We start from the raw sequence: 18,701 nt of genomic DNA on the forward strand, positions 1-18,701 counted from the left end.
CTGTCGAGTTCGTCCTCACCGACGATATTTACGGGAACGCAATGTCTGAGGACCTGCGACTCCGTGATGCCTGTCGCGACATGTACCGCGAGGCTGTTGACGTGTGCGCTGAGCTAGGCATGGTGACCGAAATCGAATACGAGTACGGGCCCCAGGATCCAATGCCGCTTTTCACTCCCTACAGGCAGATGCCAGCGGCCGAGGAAACTGACTTCGTGAGTTTCTACCTCGAACTCCTAGCCCGAGCGAGCGGTTCGGCGGCAGCTGTCCTGCTTGAACCACTGAACAGGTATGAGAGCCGTTATCTCAATTCCGTGAGCGACAACCTCCGCGTGCTCGAGTTGGTTAATCATCCCAATAGCGGCCTGCTACCTGACACTTTTCACATGTCGATTGAAGAGCAGAGCATCAGCGGCGCTCTGCGATCCGCTGGGGACCGCACCCGTCACGTGCACCTCGGCGAGAATAACCGGTTGCTACCGGGCCAGGGAAGCCTGAATTGGATCGACATCTTTCAGACCCTCAAGGAAGTCGGATACTCCGGATCCGTCAACCTCGAATGCTCTACAAGCGGAGATCCTCAGATTACGCTGCCGCAGACGGCTGCATATCTTCGTGAACTCATCGCCAGCTAGCGTGACCCCACATTGCGCCTATGAGTTCCGACGCACACAAATTCTCATCACGCACTGACACCATGGAAAAGGACAGGAAAACATGGACACCAACCTCTCAGGAAGAGTCGCGGTTATCACTGGAGGCGGTCGAGGTATTGGGCTCGCAGTAGCCCGATCATTGGCGGCAGAGGGCGCCGATATTGCTCTACTCGATCTCCTCGACACCGTGAGCGAGACAGCACAGAAGATCGCTGAGGAGTTTGGCGTGCGCGCCTACGGGCAGCGACTTGACGTCACAGACCAGGCCGCGACTGAAACTGCTTTCGCGGCGATCGCTCAGCACCTTGGGGTCCCCCAGGTGCTACTCACGGCCGCCGGTATCGAAATCAATGGCGACTCGATCGATGTCACGGCCGACCAGTGGCGAAAAGTCATTGATGTCAACCTCACCGGAACCTTCTTCTCCGCCCAAGCATTTGGCCGAGGACTTCTCGCCGCAGGTCTCCAGGGAAGTGCTGTCCTAATCTCGTCGATGTCGGGGCTCATCGTCAACGTGCCCCAATGGGCCGCGTCATACAACTCTTCAAAGGCGGCCGTTGCCCACCTGGGTAAGTCGCTCGCGGTGGAGTGGGCGCCATCGGGAATCAGGGTGAATTCAATCGCTCCCGGGTACGTGCTCACGGATCTGACCCGACAAATCATCGAACAGGATCCCTCGCTCGAGGCCGAGTGGGTTCGCCTCATCCCGCAAGGGAGAATGGCTGTTCCCGAGGACCTCTCGGGTCTCGTGATCTTCCTTGCTTCCGACTCATCCGCTTATCTCACAGGGCAGCAGATCGTTATCGATGGGGGCTACACGGCCGTCTAACGGTTCCGGTGCTCCGAACGAACCGGCACACCGCGCTGTTCATCGATCGCGCAAGCACGATGGCGGGCCCGACCTACGTCGAGCCCGCCATCGCTAGTTGAACATAAAGTTCGAAGCGCAGGTGCCAAACGCGATCACAAAGACCGCGAAGATTCCCATCGTTACCCACGCCTTAGCTGGCACGTTTTCGGGGTTATCATCGCCAACGGTCGCATCGACCGCTGCGTCGCTGTCTGCCTCACCGGCGGGTGCGTGAAGCTGCGTGTGCTGTTCTGAGGTCATGCTGGGCTCACAATCCGGGCAACATCGGCCACGATGGAGATGGCAAGGACAAGGAATACGAACAGGATGAACCACGTGTACATCCATTTACCGCGGTAGTCGCTGATCCAGAATCGGCGGACACTCACGACCCCGTTCACGCCAGCGACGAGGCAGAGCGCGATCCCGAGCGGCGCCGCGACAACTCCGGCGAACCCAACGATCGGCACGAGGATCGGAATGAGCAGGTAGGTGATGATGCAGCGCACACCGGAAACGATGATGGCGACGCGGAAGTTCCTGTGAGCGTCCCGGTTGATAAACGGCGTCTTCTTTGCGCCTTCAACGCGGAGCAAACGCCGCATGAACCGGTCGACCGGAGATCTCTCAATCTCCGGGGTCGCTTCCGCTTCGGCGCCTGCGGTTGCGGTTTCTGTTGCGGTGTTCGCGATAGCCATTGACTCTCCTGGTCGAGCTGTTGCAGCTGTGACGATCTGCCGTATCTCTGCGAAATCTTAACAGCCTTTGCTCTGCACATCTGATGTGCGGCGGCGGTGGCGCCGAGATTTCTCCGATATACGGCGCGGGCTCTCACGCGACGCACAGCAGGTTGCTGGGACTTCGAATGGCGCACCATAGAAAGCACGCTTCCTTGGGCGCAGCCGGAAATCCGGATGCCGTTTCGGCCGCCCGTTATCCTCACCCCGCCCTGCGCGAGATGTGGTCACGGGTTGGCGCTCGGCTGCTCGCGCAGGGCTACAGCTCGCTGACCGAGCCTGCCTCAACGTGCCAGCGCCGGTCGAGCCGCACGGTGCCGAGCATGCGGCGGTCGTGCGTAACGAGCAGCAGCGCGCCCTCGTAGCTTTCGAGCGCTTGCTCGAGCTGTTCGATCGCCGGCAGATCGAGGTGGTTCGTCGGCTCGTCGAGCACGAGCACGTTCACCCCTCGCGCCTGAAGCAGTGCGAGTCCGGCGCGCGTCCGCTCTCCAGGCGAGAGCTCACCGCACGGCCGATTCACGTGGTCCGCTTTCAGACCAAACTTTGCGAGCAGCGTGCGCACCTCGGCTGCTGTGAGCTCTGGCACAAGCGATTCGAACGCCTCAGCAAGCGGATCCATCCCCGCGAACAGTGAGCGTGCCTGGTCGATCTCGCCGATCGAAACAGAACTGCCAAGCGCAGCCGACCCGGTGTCGGGCTCTTGCCTACCAAGCAGCAGTCTGAGCAGCGTCGATTTCCCCGCGCCGTTCGGCCCGGTGATACCGACACGCTCTCCGGCGTTGAGCTGCAGCGACACCGGACCAAGCGTGAAGTCGCCCTGCACGGCGACGGCCTCGTTCAGCGTCGCAACGACAGCGCTCGACCGGGGCGCGGCCCCGATTGTGAACTCAAGCTGCCACTCCTTGCGCGGCTCTTCGACTTCCTCAAGCCTGCGGATCCGGCTTTCCATCTGCCGCACCTTCTGCGCCTGTTTCTCGCTCGACTCGGTCGAGGCCGCGCGGCGGATCTTGTCGTTGTCGGGGTTCTTTTTCATCGCGTTTCGCACACCCTGACTCGACCATTCCCGCTGCGTGCGCGCACGGGAGACGAGATCCGCCTTCTTGCTCGCGAACTCCTCGTAGTCGTCGCGCTTGTGCTGCCGAACGATCGCGCGCTCCTCAAGATACGCGTCATAGCCACCACCGAACACGCGGTTGCTGTTCTGGGCAAGATCCAGCTCGAGCACGCGCGTCACACAGCGCGCGAGGAACTCGCGGTCGTGACTCACGAGCACAACACCTCCGCGCAGCCCCTGCACGAACGACTCGAGCCTCTCGAGCCCCTCAAGATCAAGGTCGTTCGTTGGCTCGTCGAGGAGCACGATGTCGAAGCGAGACAGCAGCAGGGCGGCGAGCCCCACCCGCGCGGCCTGCCCGCCCGAGAGCGACGTCATGAGCGACCCCTCGGAGACACCAACACTCGGCTCACCGTCTGCTGCACCTGAAGTGGTTGCGCCGAGCCCCAGCTCTGCGAGCACCGCAGGCAGGCGATCCTCGAGGTCGGCTGCCCCGCTCGCAAGCCATCGGTCGAGCGCGACGGAATACACGTCCGCCGGGTCTGGCGCGCCCGGCGCGACAGGGTCGGTCTCGCCGAGCGCCGCCGCTGCAGCGTCCATCTCAGCAGTGGCCTGAGCGCACCCGGTGCGCCGCGCCACATAGGCGGCAACGGTCTCGCCAGCGATCCGCTCGTGTTCCTGTGGCAGCCACCCGACGAAGGCGTCGCGAGGGGCGAGGTGAATCGTCCCCTCTTGTGGGGCGAGCTCCCCCGCAAGGATCCGCAACAGCGTGGACTTGCCTGCCCCGTTCACGCCGACGACTCCGACAACGTCGCCGGGTGCGACGGTGAGGTCGAGGTCTTCAAAGAGCGTGCGGTGTGCGTACCCGCCCGCGACGCCCTGGGCGACGAGAGTTGCAGTCATCCCCCAAGCTTATTGATTATTCTCCGGCTCGTGATGCTCGTCGCTGTCGTCCGGTCGCACGCGCCCCACCCCGACCATCACGTCGAACGTCGCTCGCGCGTGCTCCTTCAACCGCTGGCGGGCAACCTCCGATTGCCCGTCCGCGATCGCCCTAATAATCAACGTGTGAAGCTGTGCATCGAGCCGACTTCGGGAGGGTCTCAAGTTTCATGAGGGAATCATTACGCAGGTCGTGAAGAACGAGCCGACGCAGACCATCGGCTGGGTATCGAACAACCCCGGCTACCAGGCCGGAGATACTGAGCTCGCGCGCCTCGAAAAGGAGTATCGTGGCTCCGCGACGATTGAGGATGCGCAGGGCCTCTACGATGAAATGCAACAGTACATTGAGGATCTGCGTCCGCTGAGCAGACTCGGCGACACTCACGACATGTTCGCTTCGTCCTCCCGTCTCGACAACATCAAGGTATTCGACGCGTCGATCACCTGGTGGAATGTCACCGAGGTCGACTGAGTGCGCGTTTGAGGGGACAGCCCGCCCCGGCCCCCTGCACTGTGGCCCGCCCGCTCTGGTCGGGTGGGTCACAGTTCGACAGCGGTAGCTTGCGCAAGAAAACCCACTCGACGTAGGTTCTATTTGAGGTTCAACGTCGAACTGGAAGGGTATGGACCCGAATGTCGACCACCGCGGCACCCATCAAACCCCCACCGCTCAGTCCACGGCTTCGCCGACTTCTCGTGAGTCTCCTGCCGGCGAATCTTTCTATCTTCCTCGTCTGGGGCGCCACTACTGGCGTGCTCTTGCAGGCACAAGTGCAGGTAATCGACCCGATCAACAAGGAGAGTAGTTACGCGCTTGTCGCGGGCGTCGGGGCGTTGCTCGCCATTTTCGCGCAGCCCATCGCCGGCGTCATCTCCGATCGAACGCGGAGCCGGTTCGGCAAGCGAGCGCCGTGGCTTGTGGGCGGGGCGGTTGTGGGAGCTATCGGCCTCATCGGTATAGGGTCAGCAAACACCATCCTGCAAGTGTTTCTCTCGTGGTGTGCGGTGCAGGTATCCCTGAATTTCACCCAGGGTCCACTTTCAGCGGTGCTCCCCGACCGGGTGCCAAGTGAGCGACGCGGCCTATTTTCTTCGGTAATGGGTCTCGGCCTGCTGGCTGGGATGCTGTGCGGTCAGATTCTTGGCGCAATGCTCGTGCCGAACTTCCTGCTCGCTTACCTGCTGCTCGGTGGATTCGTTGTCCTCGCAATCGTTGCGTTCGTACTGATCAACCCGCAGGCTTCCAACGTTGGCGAACCTCGCAAGCCGTTCAGCCCGGCCGTGTTCTTCAAGACGTTTTGGGTGAATCCGCTCGCGCACCCAGACTTCTTTTGGGCGTTCGTTGGCAGGCTACTCATCAATACCGGCTATACGCTCATCTCCACATACAGCCTCTTCATCCTGCAGGAGTTCGTCGGTCTCACGCTGGCGGAGGCCCTTGGCGCGCTCCCCATAGTCGCGGCGGTAGGGCTCGTCGGGATGCTCATCACAACGCTGACTTCCGGGCCGCTCTCTGATCGCTTGCGACGGCGGCGGGTGTTCGTGTTTGCCAGCAGCGTGATCCTCAGCGTCGGCCTGTTTGTTCCACTAGTGCTTCCGACAATGGGTGGCATCTTCGCGTACGCGTTCATTGCTGGCCTCGGTTTTGGTGTGTTCCAGTCGGTCGATACAGCGCTCATCACCGAGGTACTTCCTGACCGAGACGACTTTGGGAAGGATCTCGGGGTGATCAACATCGCTGCGACCCTCCCGCAGACCATCGCCCCGGCCGCAGCGGGCCTCATCGTTCTGCGGCTCGGCGGCTACAGCGCGCTGTTTCCTTGGGCGATTGCATTCGTGTTGATCGGCGGCCTCAGCGTGTGGATGATCCGGTCGGTCCGGTGATGTGGGCCACCATCGCAGGGTGTCGTCGCGTACACGTGCGTGAGGGCCCCACTACCCGCAACCGGAGTTCGCGCTGTCAGGGGTGTTCATGCTTCCTCCTGCGCCGCTCAACAGTGTCAGCAGCTTCGTACTTGCCGCCCTGTCGCCGCCGCTTTCCGCTTCACGCAGGCGCGCTGCGGCATCCGGGCGCGCTTCAATGTGGATAATTCGTCCGGGGCGATCGCTAAGCACCAGCACCTGATCTGCCAAGAGCAGCGCCTCGTCGATGTCGTGCGTGACGAGCAGAATCTGCCGCTGATCGAGGGCAACGATTTCCAGTAGCCAACGCTGCAACTGCCGCCTGGTGAGGGCGTCGAGCGCCCCGAGCGGTTCGTCGAGTGCGAGTACCCCCTGCGGCATGAGGAACGTACGCATGAGCGCGACGCGCTGGCGCATCCCGCCCGACAGTTCGTCTGGCCAGGCGCGTTCCTGACCGAGCAGGCCGAAGCGCTCGAGCAGGGCTCGTGCTTCTCGCCTCGCCACTGCCGGGTCCCGCCCACACGTTTCCGCGCCAAGCGTCGCGTTGTCGAGTGCGCGCAACCACGGCATGAGCGCGTCGCGCTGCGGGTGGTAGGCGACGCCGCCAGGCGACCCTACGAGGTCGGTGCCTCCGATCGCGGCGCTCCCGCTGTCCGGGGTGACGAGCCCGGCCAGGATCCGCAGCAGCGTCGACTTGCCGCAACCGCTGGGCCCGACGATCGCAGTCAGCGTGCCAGGCTCCGCCGTGAAGGAGACGTTCTCGAGTGCTGCGCTGCTGACACCGCGCCGAAGCACCCGCCCTGCGCCAGGTGCGGGGAAGGCATGCGAGAGAGCCGTGACGACAAGCTGCTGCGGCTCGGCCGGCGTGCCGGAGCGCTGCCGCCTCGCGCGGTGCTGCCGTCCGCTGCGCGGTGCCACGTCAGCCCGCGGGGAGGTAGTCGTTGCTCCACGCACCGTCGAGCGGCGCGACGTCATCGAGCATCTCGGCGCTCACGAGGAACTCGGTGAAGCGTTGCCAGACCGCCTCCTCCATCTCACCGAATCGCCCCTGTGAGGTGTACCGCGGCGCGTAGTACTCGACCGCGGCTTCAACGAGCGCTCGGTCGAGTTCTGGCGCGGCCGCGAGCAGCGCGTCGGCGCCTGCGCCGGGGTCGCCAGCGACCGCGTCATAGCCGCTGCTCGTCGCAGCGAGGAAGGCAGCGGCGAGCTCGGGATCCGCCGACATGGCAGCCCCGTTGCCGACAATGATCGGGGTGTACCAGTTGGGGATGCAGCTCTCGTGCTCGGCGAGCGGCACGATGACGACGTCGTCGCGTTCTGCCTCAGCCCGCAGCGCATCCCACCCACCAAACACCCACGTGACGTCGAACCGCTGCTGGGCGAGGCCCGCGAGGTAGTCGACGTTGCCGATGTCGATGAACTCGACCTCGTTCGGGTCGCCACCGCCGCAGCTGGCGAGGGCGGAAATGATTTCTGTCTCGAGCGCCCCACCGTAGCCGCCGTAGGTGAGTCCGGCGAGGGATCCTGGGTCGGTCGTGAGGCCGGATCCGGTGAGCCCCATGAGCACTGAGTCGTTCACCGGCAGCAGTGTCGCGACCGCCTGAAGGTCCATGCCTGCCGCACGCGCCGGGAGCAACGATTCCGCTTGCGAGATGCCGAACTCGACGCGTCCTTCCGCGACCGAAGCTGCGGCCCCAATCCCGTCCCCCGGCTCGATGATGGAGACGTCGAGCCCCGCCGCCTCGTACAGGCCGTGCTGTTGGGCGTAGTAGATGCCGGCGTGGTGTGCGTTTGGCGTCCAGTTGAGCATGAGGGTGACGGGTTGCAGCTCGGGCGCTGCGGGCTCCGCTTGGCAACCCGTGAGCGCGAGGGAACCGATGAGCGCGGCTGCGATGCCGACGCGGCGTGCGGGGAAACGTGTGGGGGTCATTGCGAGACGCCCTTTCTGGTGGGTGTGGATCGGGACCGCGCGAGCACGAGGCCCCCAATGAGTGAGGTGAGCCAGAAGAGCAGCACGCCGAGCACGGCGATCACGCCGACAGCGGCGAAGAGCTGGTCCATCTTGTAGCTCGCTTGTGAGCGTTGCAGGTACACGCCGAGGCCGACGGACGCGCCCATCCATTCGGCGATGATTGCGCTGAATACGACGTAGCTCGCGGCAACTTTTGCGCCAGCCACGATCGCCGGCACGGCACTGGGGAGCCGCACACGCCGCAACACGGTGAGCGGGGAGGCCCCCATCGCGACCATGAGGTCAACGAGTGAGCGGTCGGCGTCGCGCATCGCAGCGCTCGCGCTGATCGCGATCGGGAAGAACGCGCCGAGGGTCACGACGAGGATCTTTGGGAACGGACCAAAGCCGAGCGTTGCGATGAGGATGGGGGCGAACACGACGGGCGGGATCGCCTGGCTCGCGATGAGCACGGGCTCGCAGGCACGGCGGAGCGTGCCAGAAAGCCCAAGCACGATCCCCACCGCGACACCGCACACTCCCCCGAGCGCGAACCCCGAGATCGCGATCCGCATGGTGGCGAGCAGGTGCATTCCGAGGAGTTCTCGGTCTGCGAGGCCTGCCCGCCAGACGCTCAAGGGTGACGGCAGCAGGTACGAGGGCGCGTCGGTGACGCGCACCAGCAGACCCCACAGCGCCACCACACCGGCGACGGCGAGGAGGACTGGGAGGATCTGCCGTGTGAGAGTTCTCACGGCGGCCAGCGTGCTAGTGCGTGATGCGCGCGGCCAGGTCGGCCATCGATGCCTCGATGACGTCGTCCTTGGCCTCGAGGATCCGGAAGTGCGTCATCACGCGGTCAGCGCCAGCCGTGAGCGTCGCATCGTGCAACTCGCGCATGAGCGGCCAGAGCCTGTCGGCCGGCCCCTGGATCGTCGTGCCGAGCGCGCCGACCTCGTACTCGAGGCCGCTCTGCTCGATGACGCGAATCGCGCCCTCGACGCAGCTGTACGGACCGTTTTCGTCTCCCATTGGTGTGGGCGACACGTGAACATGGATCAACATATTGACCGCTTCCCTCCGCTCGTGTTAACGAGATCAGGTTCCTGGGGTGGTCCACAGCAAGTAGTGGATCTCAGCCCCTTCGGGCCCCCCCAGCGGATGTGTACTGGAACCCTCAGCTTAGCCACGAACCGGGGTGGGGTGGCAAGCGGGAGGTGTGTCGCTTGCCTGTGCGCTGTCACAGCCCGGGTCGTTATTGTCGAAGTGACAGCGGGGTTTCGATGGCGTCGCAGCCGCGCCCGTACCCGGGTGGGTTCCGCGTGCCGGCCGTCACCGCTTCGATGCCCAGCAGACTGACGCAGCACAAAGGAGCCACATGAACAACGAACGCAGCACCCAGATCAGGCTCGCACGCAGGCCCGTCGGCTGGCCGGTGCACGAAGACTTCGAGACCGTCACCGTCGACTACGACGCCCCAGCTGCAGGTGAGGTTCGCGTACGCAACGAGTTCGTCTCAGTCGACCCGTACATGCGCGGCCGCATGAACGATGTGCGCAGTTACGTGCCGCCGTACCAGCTCGGTGACGTGATCGCGGGCGCCGCCGTCGGGCGAGTGGTCGCCTCGGCCGCCGACGCCCTCCCCGTCGGGACCGCGGTGCTGCACCAGCACGGCTGGACCGACGTGATTCAGGCGGATGCCGCAAAGTTCCGCGCCATCGAAGAGGTTCCCGGCCTTCCGCTGTCGCTGCGCCTGCACATGCTCGGGATGACGGGGCTCACCGCCTACGTCGGGCTCACCACCATCGCGGGGATGCGTGCTGGCGACACCGTGTTCATCTCTGGCGCGGCCGGGGCGGTGGGAACTGCGGCAGGTCAGATTGCCAAGCTCCTCGGAGCTGGACGAGTCATCGGTTCCGCTGGCTCGCCAGAAAAAGTTGCGCTGCTCACCGACAAGTATGGGTATGACGCAGCGTTCAACTACAAGGAAGGCGCGGTCCGCAAGCAGCTCGCGAATGCCGCACCCGACGGCGTCGACGTGTTCTTCGACAACGTCGGCGGCGACCATCTCGAAGCCGCGCTCGCCTCAATGAACGACGGCGGCCGCCTCGCGTTGTGCGGCGCGATCACCGCGTACAACACCACCGAGCGTCCGGTCGGCCCGACGAACCTCGCAAACATGATTACCCGTTCGCTGAGCATGCAGGGCTTCACCATCGGATCCCACTGGGACAAGCTGCCAGAGTTCACCGAGCAGATGAGCGGCTGGTTTGGCGCGGGCAAGATTGCGTACGACGAAACCATCGTCGACGGTATCGATAACTCGGTCGACGCGTTCCTCGCAATGATGCGCGGCGCGAACACCGGCAAGATGCTCGTCCGCATCGGCGAATAGCGACCACCGCCCTCCCTGGCGTTTCCTGCCGCGCAGGAACGCCAGGGAAAACGCCCCCTGCTATACTGAGTGAACTTGTGAAACCACGACGGTTTCCCTGCGTCGTAGAACGCTTGCCCCCGTAACGGGTCGCCCACAGATTTCACCGGGCTTCCCGATCCGCAGGGCTCCAACTTCTTCTCGCTCAGAACTCTGAGCTCGTGGATTCTTTCTCCGGCGAACGGAAGTGGCCATTGCCACCTTCGCCATCCACCGCGGATTTTCCCGCCCGCTTTCCCCGCTCGACTGAGCGCGGGAGCGACGAAGCAGCCCGCGGCCCGTGCCCGAAAGGCATTTACCCCAGCATGACAACTACGTTCAGCGCGCTCGGCGTGCCCACTCCCCTCGTCTCCGTGCTTTCAGCAGAAGGCAAGACTGAGGCGTTCCCCATCCAGGTCGACACCCTCCCCGATACGCTCGCAGGCCGCGACGTGCTCGGCCGCGGGAAGACCGGCTCTGGCAAGACCCTCGCCTTCTCCATTCCTCTCGTTGCCCGCCTCGGTGGCGCGCTCGCAGGCGGCAAGCGCCGGCCGGGCAGGCCGCTCGCGCTCGTGCTTTCCCCGACGCGTGAGCTCGCAACCCAGATCACCGCGGTCATAGACCCCCTCGCCAAGGCGTACGGGTTGAACACCACCACGATCTTCGGAGGCGTCAGCCAAAACCGTCAGGTTTCCGCGTTGAAAAACGGCGTCGACATCGTCGTCGCCTGCCCGGGACGGCTTGAGGATCTCATGAAGCAGGGGCACGTGAATCTCGACGCTGTCGAGATCACTGTGCTCGACGAGGCCGATCACATGGCTGACCTCGGTTTCCTCCCCGTCGTCACGCGCATCATGGACAAGACTCCCCAGTCGGGCCAGCGGCTGCTGTTCAGCGCGACCCTCGACAACGGGGTCGACAAGCTTGTCCGCCGCTACCTCCACAACGAGGTCACCCACTCCGTCGATGAGGCAAACAGCCCCGTCGCAGCAATGACCCACCACGTGTTCGAGGTTGACGGCGCAGCAGCGAAACGCACGCTCGTGCGCACGCTCGCGTCTGGCACCGGCCGCCGCGTGCTGTTCATGCGCACCAAGCACCACGCGAAGAAACTCGCACGCGAGCTCACCGAGGCGGGCATTCCTGCGCTCGACCTCCACGGCAACCTCTCGCAGACGATCCGCGACCGCAACCTTGCCGCGTTCGCCGCTGGCGACGCGAAGGTCCTCGTTGCGACGGACGTCGCTGCCCGCGGCGTGCACGTCGACGACATCGAACTCGTCATCCACGTTGATCCGCCGGCCGAGCACAAGGCATACCTGCACCGCTCAGGCCGCACCGCCCGCGCCGGCAAGGAAGGCGAGGTTGTGACCATCGTGCTCCCGACCCAGCGCAAGGACACCGCCGCGCTGCTCCGCAAGGCGCAGATCACGGTGACCCCGCAAAGCGTCACCGCTGAGTCCCCAGCCGTTGTCGAACTCGTCGGCACGGTCGCGCCGCTCGTGACACCGGTATTCAAACAGGATCAGCCGCAGCGCAGCCGCTCGCGCTCGCAGTCCGGCCGCCCCCAGGGCGAGCGTGCGCAGGTTGGGCGTGGCCAGGGCGGCCGCGGCCAGGGCGCTCGCGGCGACGCAGGCCGCGGACAGGGCGACAGGCCTGAAGGTGGCCGCGCTCAGGGCGGGCGCCAGGAGAACGGCCGCGCACAGGGAGGCAACTCTGAGCGCTCGCGCACCCGCAACGATGGCAGGAGCGGCGCGCAGGCGCAGACCGGCCGCCGTGCAGGCTCGGGCCGCCCCGCGGCAACGGGCTCGGGCCAGCGCCGAGGCCGCTAGCCGCCGTCTCCGAGCAGATCGAAGAGCTTCAGCGCGAGGGAGATCTCCATCCCGTTGATGCGCTTCGTGCCGCGCTCCTGCTCGAAGCGGGCGACGCGCTGGCGCACGGTGTTGCGGTGCAGCCCGAGCACCTCGGCAGTTTTCGAGGAGTTCTCACCTGTGGCGTAGAACGTCGCAAGGGTCTCCCTGAGCGCGGCGTGCTGTTCCCCCGGTGCGGCGACGTCTCCGAGCACCTCCCGCGTCCACGTGATCGCGCTCTTCGTGTCGTGCATGAGCAGTGACAGGAACCCAACGTCTGGCTCGCTGAAGGCGACCAGTTGTGATTCGCGGTAGCGCTGAGCGCCAAGCGCTACAAGCCTGGCCTTCGCCGCCTGCTCGTGGCTGCGCCGGAACCCGGCAACGCCGTCGCCAGGCACCCCCACCGCGAGCCGGATCGTGTTGGCCTCCTGCGATTCTGCGAGCCGCGCAATCCGGGTGAGCGCGTCTGGGCTGAGGTCGGCTGTTGGCATGCCGACCCACGCCCATGCCGTTGTCTGATCCGCCGCTGTGATGAGTGGCGGCTTTGTCGAGCCGAGAATTGCAGCGATGCGCCGCAACAGAAGATCGATCTGCCGCTGTTCGTCAGTGCCTGCCGTGTCGAACTCAAGCCAGGCGATGAGCGCGATGTGATGCTGCTCGAGCGAGTACTTCGTTTTCGCTTCAAAGCCCGCGACAGAGATTGGCTCACCGCGCAGCGCCTTGCGCACCGCGGCGGCGTTCGTCACGGCGCGCGCGGTCCACCACTTCGCATGCTCGGCAACATACACGTCGGTGACGTATTGCAGCATCCAGTCGATGTAGTTGTGGATCACATCGGTGATCCACCGAACGAGGTTCATCTGCTGGTTCTTGTCGTCGAGATCGAGGCCATCTACGACGTCGATGCCGCGGCGCACGACGAGCGACTGCCCGAGATAGTAGGCGCGGGTGAGTGAGCCGAGCTGCACGTCTTGCTGGGCGAGCCGCATGGCGTATTCAACGGCTGCGGTGCTCGGCTGCACCGATTCGATCGCAATGTCGTTGGTCAGAATGTGGCCGATCGTCCACACGTTGCCGTCGACGCTCGCTCGCAGCATTTGGATCATCTGCGCGTCTCTGTCGAGACCGGAAACGCGCCCAGAGAGCAGCTCCGTCATCTCCTCGACAATCTGCGGGGTCATTTCTTGGATGATCCCGCCAACTCGCACGATGAGTTCGCGCAGCTCCCGGTCGTGGTCCGCCGGCTCCGGCGCGCTCATACGCGCACTTCCTCGCGGCGCGCATCGCGCCCGTTGGCGAGCACGTGGAGGGCCCGGTTCGCTGAGTTGTACCCACCCATGCCGTGAATCCCCGGGCCTGGCGGGGTTGCCGCGGAGCAGAGGTACACGCCGGGCACCCCGGTGTCGTACGGCTGTGTGCTGAGCCTTGGCCCGAGGAGGAACTGCAGAGGCGACTTCGCTCCGGTGAGGATGTCGCCACCGACGAAGTTCGCGTTCTCGGCCTCGCTCTGCGCCGGGGATCGCGCACTCATGCCAACGATCCGCTCGCGGAATCCGGGGGCGAAGCGCTCGATCTGCGCGATGATCGCTTCGCTCGCGTCTCCTGGGTAGCCCGTCGGCACGTGCGCGTATGCGTAGATCGGCACGATTGATCCGTTCGCGCGCGCGGGGTCGGCGGCCGCCTGCTGCCCGACGAGCACAAACGGCCGCTCGGGCATCTTCCCGGCAGCCATCTGTCGTTCGGCGGCGACGATTTCGGCCGCGGTACCCCCAAGGTGCACGGTGCCGGCCTGAGCGACCTCGGGGTCGCGCCACGGGATGCCGCCGTCGATCGCGAAGTCAACCTTGAACGCTGCAGGGCCTGATTTGAACTTCCGGTACGAGCGGCGGGCAGGCTGCGGCTGGTGCCCGGCAAGGATGCTCGCCGCAGCGTGCGGATGCACGTCGAGGATGGTGATGTCTCGCGGCGGCAACTCGCGGAGGCTCGTGACGCGCCTGCCCGTCTCAAAGCGCACTCCCATGCCGCGGAGCATCGCGATGTGCGCATCGGTGAGTTTGCCCGTGCCGCCCTCGACGACGGGCCAGCCGACGGCATGGCCTGCGATGATGATCCCAGCGCCGATGCCAGTGACGAGCGGCAGCGTGAGCGGCTGCAACGCGTGCGCGGCAACGCCCATGAAGAGCGCGCGCGTCCGTTCCTCCCGAAAGAACTTCCCAACGAGCGCTGGCGGGGGCCCAGCGACGAGCCCCATTCGCGCGAGCAAGATGGGGTGCTTGGCGACTCGCAGCATCGGCGACATGATGACCGGTGAGAGACGGTCGAATGCGCGCGCGGACGGCCCGAATGCCGCCGACCAGCGCCGGCCGTCGCGGCCGAGCCCAGCTGCGGTGTCGGCGACCGAGGTGCGCAGCAGCCCAGGCTCGCCGCGGTCGAGTGGGTGCGCCGCGTCGATGGGGGCGTACGCCCATCGCACCCCCATTGCTTCGAGGTCGAGCGTCTTGAAGAAGGCGGATCCCGGCGCCATGGGGTGCACGGCCGCGCAGTGGTCCTGCACCAGCCCGGAGAGGGGCGACTCGACCGAGCGAGCGCCCCCTCCGAGCTGTTGCGCTGCCTCGACGACGGTGACGTCGACTCCGGCGCGGGCGAGCACGGTCGCCGCGGCGAGCCCGTTTGGGCCGCTACCGACTACGACCGCTGTTGTCATGGCTTTCGCACCTCCACAAGCGCTTCAGATTCTGCAACGAACTGGTTCAGGGCAGCGGTGTCGACCCCAACAATCACCGCGTCTGGCCCAACAATATCGGTTGCGGTGAACTGGAGCTGCTCGAATTCTGGCGATCGCCAGGTCACCGTCAGCGGGATCGGGCCATTGGGCAGCCACGGCTGCTCAGCGACGGCGTCCTTCACCTGCCAGCGGCCCCGCTCAACCACGCCGAGCGCAGCATCAATGATCTTGTATTCCTGGTATCCGCTCCACAGCGCTTCCGATTCCACCCAGGCGACAATGAACTCGCCCGGCTCGAACTGGGCCTGCTCCTGGATCGCGGCGATGAGCTCCTCGTTGTGCAGGTGCCCCTCCCCAAAGTTGAATCCGAGCATCGCGTTGCACCCAAACTCGGCCTCCCGCACGCGCCGGTGGTCGATATCTGGCACGTTCTCGAGCAACACGGAGAAGAGTCCGCGCCCCTGGCTGTGAAGCGAGCGCCACCCGATCGTCATCTCAAGGAAGGTCTCTGCGAGGGGGTACGGTAGCCCCATCGTTTGCAGCTGATCGATCTGGTCGGTCGTTGGCCGGTAGACCCGGTGCAGCTTCTTTTCCGCGTCTGGGTGGATCGCCCACAGCGCCGACGCCCAGTTGCCCCCGTATTGGCGCAGCGACGCGAGGAAGGAGACCTTGTCTGGCCGGAGCGAACCGAAGATCACGAAGAACACGGGAATTGCGATCACCGCGAAGGGCAGCCACGGCTCCGACATATCGAAGACGCTGAAGCCCACGGCGTTCGGGTAGCCGATGAAGCAGACCACGGCGCACAGGGCGAAGAGCATGTTCCACTCGAGCGGCACCGCGAGCGGGAACGTCGAGATGATGAACAGGCAGAAGCCCACCATGAGCAGCGTTGCGAGCGTCACGGTGGTTTGCCCGCCGAGGGCGTTTCCGGCGACGAAGAGCATCACGAGTGGGGCGACGATCTCCACGATCGTCCCGAGCACGTGCGCGATGAGGTGTGCGGGCCGGCTTGGGCGCAGGTCGCTGCCATCGAAGTCCTTGTACATCGACTTCTTCAGCCAGCGCGGCGGCCAGAACGGGGTGTTGCTGAGCATCGGCGGAATCACCAGGCTGAAGTGCCGGTTGAGCTTGGAGAATCCGGCGCCCACCCAGACCGTCACGAGGAAGATCTTCAGTGCGATGACCATGTCGGTCACCTCAAAGAAGCTCGGGAAGACGATGAAGAAGACGATCGGCAGCAGGTACTGTTCCGCGCGGGCTGCGAGGAAGATGGTCTTGTCGCGCAGGCCGATGAGGAGCAGGAGGGCGACAGCGAACATGAGCGGTGTTGTCTGGATGAGCTGGAAGCTGTCCGCGTTGCTCGCGAGCCAGGCAGGTGCCCCGCTTGCCGGATCGGCAAGGAAGGCCTGGAAACGGGCGAGGGCTGGCACCTCCTCGGCGGTCTGGCCTGGCGACAGCAGCGCGATACCCATGGCGAAGAGGAAACCGAAGTAGAGCGACACGTCGAGTACGGTCCGGCGGTTGCCTCCGGTGAACGGGACCCACTTGTACGGGCTGAGCTTGATGGTGCCTGGCCGTGCCCAGAACAGGATCCCCCCAGTGAGCGGACCGAACTTCCCCGCGAGCGGCCCCCATGAGCCGGCGATGCCGATCGCTTCGAGCAGCATCGTCATGACGACGAACTTTTGGTAGACGATGGGGTTCGTCCACCACGCGCCGGGGTCGAGCGGGTTGAGTTGCGAGGTGAGCGTGACGAGCAGGACGCCGCCGATGAGCCAGGCCCCGAACACCTTCGCGAGGTAGAGCACGGAAATGTTGCGGGCTGCGCCGAAGCCCCACTCAGCCCACTGCGTTGTGAGCACGCGCAAGCGTTCCTGCAGCGGGCGCTGGATGAACGATTCTGGTTCCACATTCGGGAACGTTGGTTCTTGAAAACCCATGACAACTCCTTTGGTGACAGGTTTTTTTTCGCACACGAAATACCCCCACGGTGCCGGAGGGCACCGCGAGCTCCGGGGCCCGCGACAGTTGTCGGTGGGCCCCGCGCGAGGGGTCAGCCGCTGCTAGGCGCTGACCGCCGTTTCTGGGGAGCTAGAGACGGCAGCCACGCGGCGTCTCAGCTCCGGCTTATCAATCTTTCCCACGGGGTTTCTCGGCAGCTCCTCGACGACCGTAAGCTCCGCAGGGACTTTGATCTTCGCGAGCCCCTCGGCGCAGTGCGCGATGAGCTCTTCGCTGTTCACCTGCGCGCCAGGCAGCGCGACAACGAACGCGACGGGCACCTCGCCGAGCGTCGCGTGCGGCGCACCGACGACGGCGGCTTCGAGCACCGCGGGGTGCGTTGCGAGGTGCGTCTCGATTTCCTTGGGGTAGATGTTCTCACCGCCGCGAATAATCATGTCTTTCATGCGGTCGACGATTCTCAGGTAGCCGTCTTCGTCGAGTACCCCGACGTCGCCGGTGCGGAGCCAGCCATCAACGATGGTCTCCGCCGTCGCCTCGGGGCGTCCGAGGTAGCCGCGCATCACGTTTGGCCCACTGATGCGGATCTCCCCACGCTCGCCAGTTGGCACGGGGTTGCCCTTGTCGTCGGTGAGCTTGATGCGCTGGCCGGGAAGCACCGGGCCGACGCTGCCGAGCTTGTGTGGCCCCTCCAATGGGTTGCACGTTGAAGCGCAGGTACCCTCTGTGAGGCCGTAGCCCTCAATGATGCGGAGGTTGAACCGCTCGGCGGAGAGCTGGAGCAGTTCACGCGAAACGGGGGCGGCACCGCAGATCACGAACCTCACGGAGCTGAAATCGGGTGCGATCTCTGGCGGCAGTTCGACGAGGCGGGCGAGGATCGCTGGCACGGCCGAGAAGAAGGTCGGGCGGTGGCGAGCGACGGCCTCGGTAAACGGGACGGGGGCGAACCGCTTCACGATGACTGTTGAGCCGCCAACCGTGATCGGCGAGAGCCAGCTCAGGCTGATCGCGTTCACGTGGAACATCGGGAGCACGAGCAGGGCGCGGTCGGCCTCGGTCATATCGACGTGGTCGACGAACGACGTGGTCATCGCGTTGAGGTTGGCGTGGTCGAGCATGACGCCCTTCGGCTGCCCAGTGGATCCGCTCGTGTAAATGAGCAGTGCGATCTCGCCAGCGTCCGTCGTGCGCCGCTCCGTCTCGCGGGTCGGTGCGGTGCGCATCTCGGTGACCGGCAGCGCGCGGGTGCGGATCCCGGGAACCCTGCCGAGTGTCGCCTCATCGGCGAGCAGCAGGCTCGCCTCTGAGTCGCCCAGCTGATACGTGAGTTCACGTTCGGTGAACGTCGGGTTGATGGGTGTGGCGATGGCGCCGACGAGCCAGGTGCCGAGGATCCCAACGACGAGCTCGATGCTGTTCTCGAGCATTACGCCGACGACGTCTCCTTGCGAAACGCCGAGCTCAGTGAGCTGCTCGGCGAAGGCGCGCGCGAGCGTGTCGACCTCAGCGTAGCTCAGCATGCGGGTGTCGTCGCCGATGCAATCAGCGGTTGTGCCGGCTGCGGGTGAGAGCCAAAGCAAGTGGTTCAGCGTCATTGCCGTCCTTTCCGAGATGGTCTTCTATGACCGTGTAGCCCCGTTGCTCTCAAGG

17 protein-coding genes and 1 riboswitch are annotated in these 18,701 nt (G+C 65.0%); of the genes, 6 read left to right on the forward strand and 11 right to left on the reverse strand.

The genetic code is table 11. The features are described from left to right. Both SD72_RS16855 and SD72_RS06130 read left to right on the forward strand, forming a co-directional pair. Positions 1–635: sugar phosphate isomerase/epimerase family protein (locus tag SD72_RS16855; RefSeq protein ID WP_157000482.1), on the forward strand; the 635-nt coding region annotated here is incomplete at its 5' end. Between the two features lie 82 nt (positions 636–717). After that, positions 718–1,485 (forward strand): SDR family oxidoreductase, encoded by a 768-nt coding sequence (locus SD72_RS06130; protein WP_042543573.1) that lies wholly within the window; start codon positions 718–720, stop codon positions 1,483–1,485. A gap of 93 nt (positions 1,486–1,578) precedes the next feature. Here the strand turns inward: SD72_RS06130 and SD72_RS06135 are convergent, their stop codons facing one another. From SD72_RS06135 to SD72_RS06145, 3 genes are all read right to left on the reverse strand, one after another. Next, on the reverse strand, positions 1,579–1,767 hold the full coding sequence (locus tag SD72_RS06135; RefSeq protein ID WP_042543574.1) for a hypothetical protein: 189 nt from the start codon (positions 1,765–1,767) through the stop codon (positions 1,579–1,581). Next, on the reverse strand, positions 1,764–2,204 hold the full coding sequence (locus SD72_RS06140) for a hypothetical protein (RefSeq protein WP_232299661.1): 441 nt from the start codon (positions 2,202–2,204) through the stop codon (positions 1,764–1,766). Before SD72_RS06140 ends, SD72_RS06135 begins: the two co-directional genes overlap by 4 nt. Before the next feature lie 298 nt (positions 2,205–2,502). Next, positions 2,503–4,200, reverse strand: coding sequence for an ABC-F family ATP-binding cassette domain-containing protein (locus tag SD72_RS06145; RefSeq protein ID WP_042543575.1), 1,698 nt, complete (start codon positions 4,198–4,200; stop codon positions 2,503–2,505). Positions 4,201–4,432: 232 nt separating this feature from the next. Between SD72_RS06145 and SD72_RS06155 the strand changes: the two genes are divergently transcribed. Next, positions 4,433–4,714, forward strand: a complete 282-nt coding sequence (locus SD72_RS06155) for a hypothetical protein (RefSeq protein WP_042543577.1) — start codon at positions 4,433–4,435, stop codon at positions 4,712–4,714. 281 nt (positions 4,715–4,995) lie between these two features. After that, complete coding sequence (locus SD72_RS06160; protein WP_198141885.1) at positions 4,996–6,126, forward strand: MFS transporter; 1,131 nt, start codon at positions 4,996–4,998, stop codon at positions 6,124–6,126. A gap of 51 nt (positions 6,127–6,177) precedes the next feature. On the opposite strand, the gene SD72_RS16860 is transcribed toward SD72_RS06160, so the two are convergent. Genes SD72_RS16860 through SD72_RS06180 form a run of 4 tightly spaced genes read right to left on the reverse strand, consistent with a single transcriptional unit; the run spans position 6,178 to position 9,142 of the window. Next, entirely contained in the window at positions 6,178–7,119 is a 942-nt protein-coding gene (locus SD72_RS16860; protein ID WP_084766834.1) for an ABC transporter ATP-binding protein, read from the reverse strand. Continuing rightward, positions 7,064–8,074: an ABC transporter substrate-binding protein gene (locus SD72_RS06170; RefSeq protein WP_042543579.1), complete on the reverse strand. Its 1,011-nt coding sequence runs from the start codon at positions 8,072–8,074 to the stop codon at positions 7,064–7,066. The genes SD72_RS16860 and SD72_RS06170 overlap by 56 nt, the downstream gene beginning before the upstream one ends. Further along, positions 8,071–8,850 carry an ABC transporter permease gene (locus SD72_RS06175; RefSeq protein WP_052492506.1) on the reverse strand — a complete coding sequence of 260 codons (780 nt, stop codon included), beginning with the start codon at positions 8,848–8,850 and terminating at the stop codon, positions 8,071–8,073. Before SD72_RS06175 ends, SD72_RS06170 begins: the two co-directional genes overlap by 4 nt. Positions 8,851–8,863: 13 nt before the next feature. Continuing rightward, on the reverse strand, positions 8,864–9,142 hold the full coding sequence (locus SD72_RS06180) for a thiamine-binding protein (RefSeq protein WP_232299662.1): 279 nt from the start codon (positions 9,140–9,142) through the stop codon (positions 8,864–8,866). An 11-nt stretch (positions 9,143–9,153) separates the two neighbouring features. Beyond that, positions 9,154–9,261: riboswitch (TPP riboswitch) on the reverse strand. A gap of 212 nt (positions 9,262–9,473) precedes the next feature. On the opposite strand from SD72_RS06180, the gene SD72_RS06185 reads away from it, so the two are divergent. Together SD72_RS06185 and SD72_RS06190 are read left to right on the forward strand one after the other, a co-directional pair. Beyond that, positions 9,474–10,490, forward strand: a complete 1,017-nt coding sequence (locus tag SD72_RS06185) for an NADP-dependent oxidoreductase (RefSeq protein ID WP_042543582.1) — start codon at positions 9,474–9,476, stop codon at positions 10,488–10,490. A gap of 344 nt (positions 10,491–10,834) precedes the next feature. Continuing rightward, complete coding sequence (locus tag SD72_RS06190) at positions 10,835–12,340, forward strand: DEAD/DEAH box helicase (protein ID WP_042543583.1); 1,506 nt, start codon at positions 10,835–10,837, stop codon at positions 12,338–12,340. Here SD72_RS06190 and SD72_RS06195 read toward each other — a convergent pair. The 4 genes from SD72_RS06195 to SD72_RS06210 all read right to left on the reverse strand — a co-directional run bounded on the left by SD72_RS06195 (position 12,337) and on the right by SD72_RS06210 (position 18,646). Next, positions 12,337–13,617 (reverse strand): PucR family transcriptional regulator, encoded by a 1,281-nt coding sequence (locus SD72_RS06195; protein WP_052492508.1) that lies wholly within the window; start codon positions 13,615–13,617, stop codon positions 12,337–12,339. The genes SD72_RS06190 and SD72_RS06195 overlap by 4 nt on opposite strands. Then, a complete protein-coding gene (locus SD72_RS06200; protein ID WP_042543584.1) occupies positions 13,614–15,062 on the reverse strand; it encodes a phytoene desaturase family protein in 1,449 nt (482 codons plus the stop codon). The genes SD72_RS06195 and SD72_RS06200 overlap by 4 nt, the downstream gene beginning before the upstream one ends. Then, a complete protein-coding gene (locus SD72_RS06205; protein WP_084766836.1) occupies positions 15,059–17,026 on the reverse strand; it encodes a DUF3556 domain-containing protein in 1,968 nt (655 codons plus the stop codon). Before SD72_RS06205 ends, SD72_RS06200 begins: the two co-directional genes overlap by 4 nt. 123 nt (positions 17,027–17,149) lie before the next feature. Further along, complete coding sequence (locus SD72_RS06210) at positions 17,150–18,646, reverse strand: class I adenylate-forming enzyme family protein (protein ID WP_042543585.1); 1,497 nt, start codon at positions 18,644–18,646, stop codon at positions 17,150–17,152. Between the last annotated feature and the right edge of the window lie 55 nt (positions 18,647–18,701).

Origin of the sequence: Leucobacter komagatae (assembly GCF_000834055.1) — a bacterium.
In the GTDB taxonomy this organism is placed as follows: domain Bacteria; phylum Actinomycetota; class Actinomycetes; order Actinomycetales; family Microbacteriaceae; genus Leucobacter; species Leucobacter komagatae_A.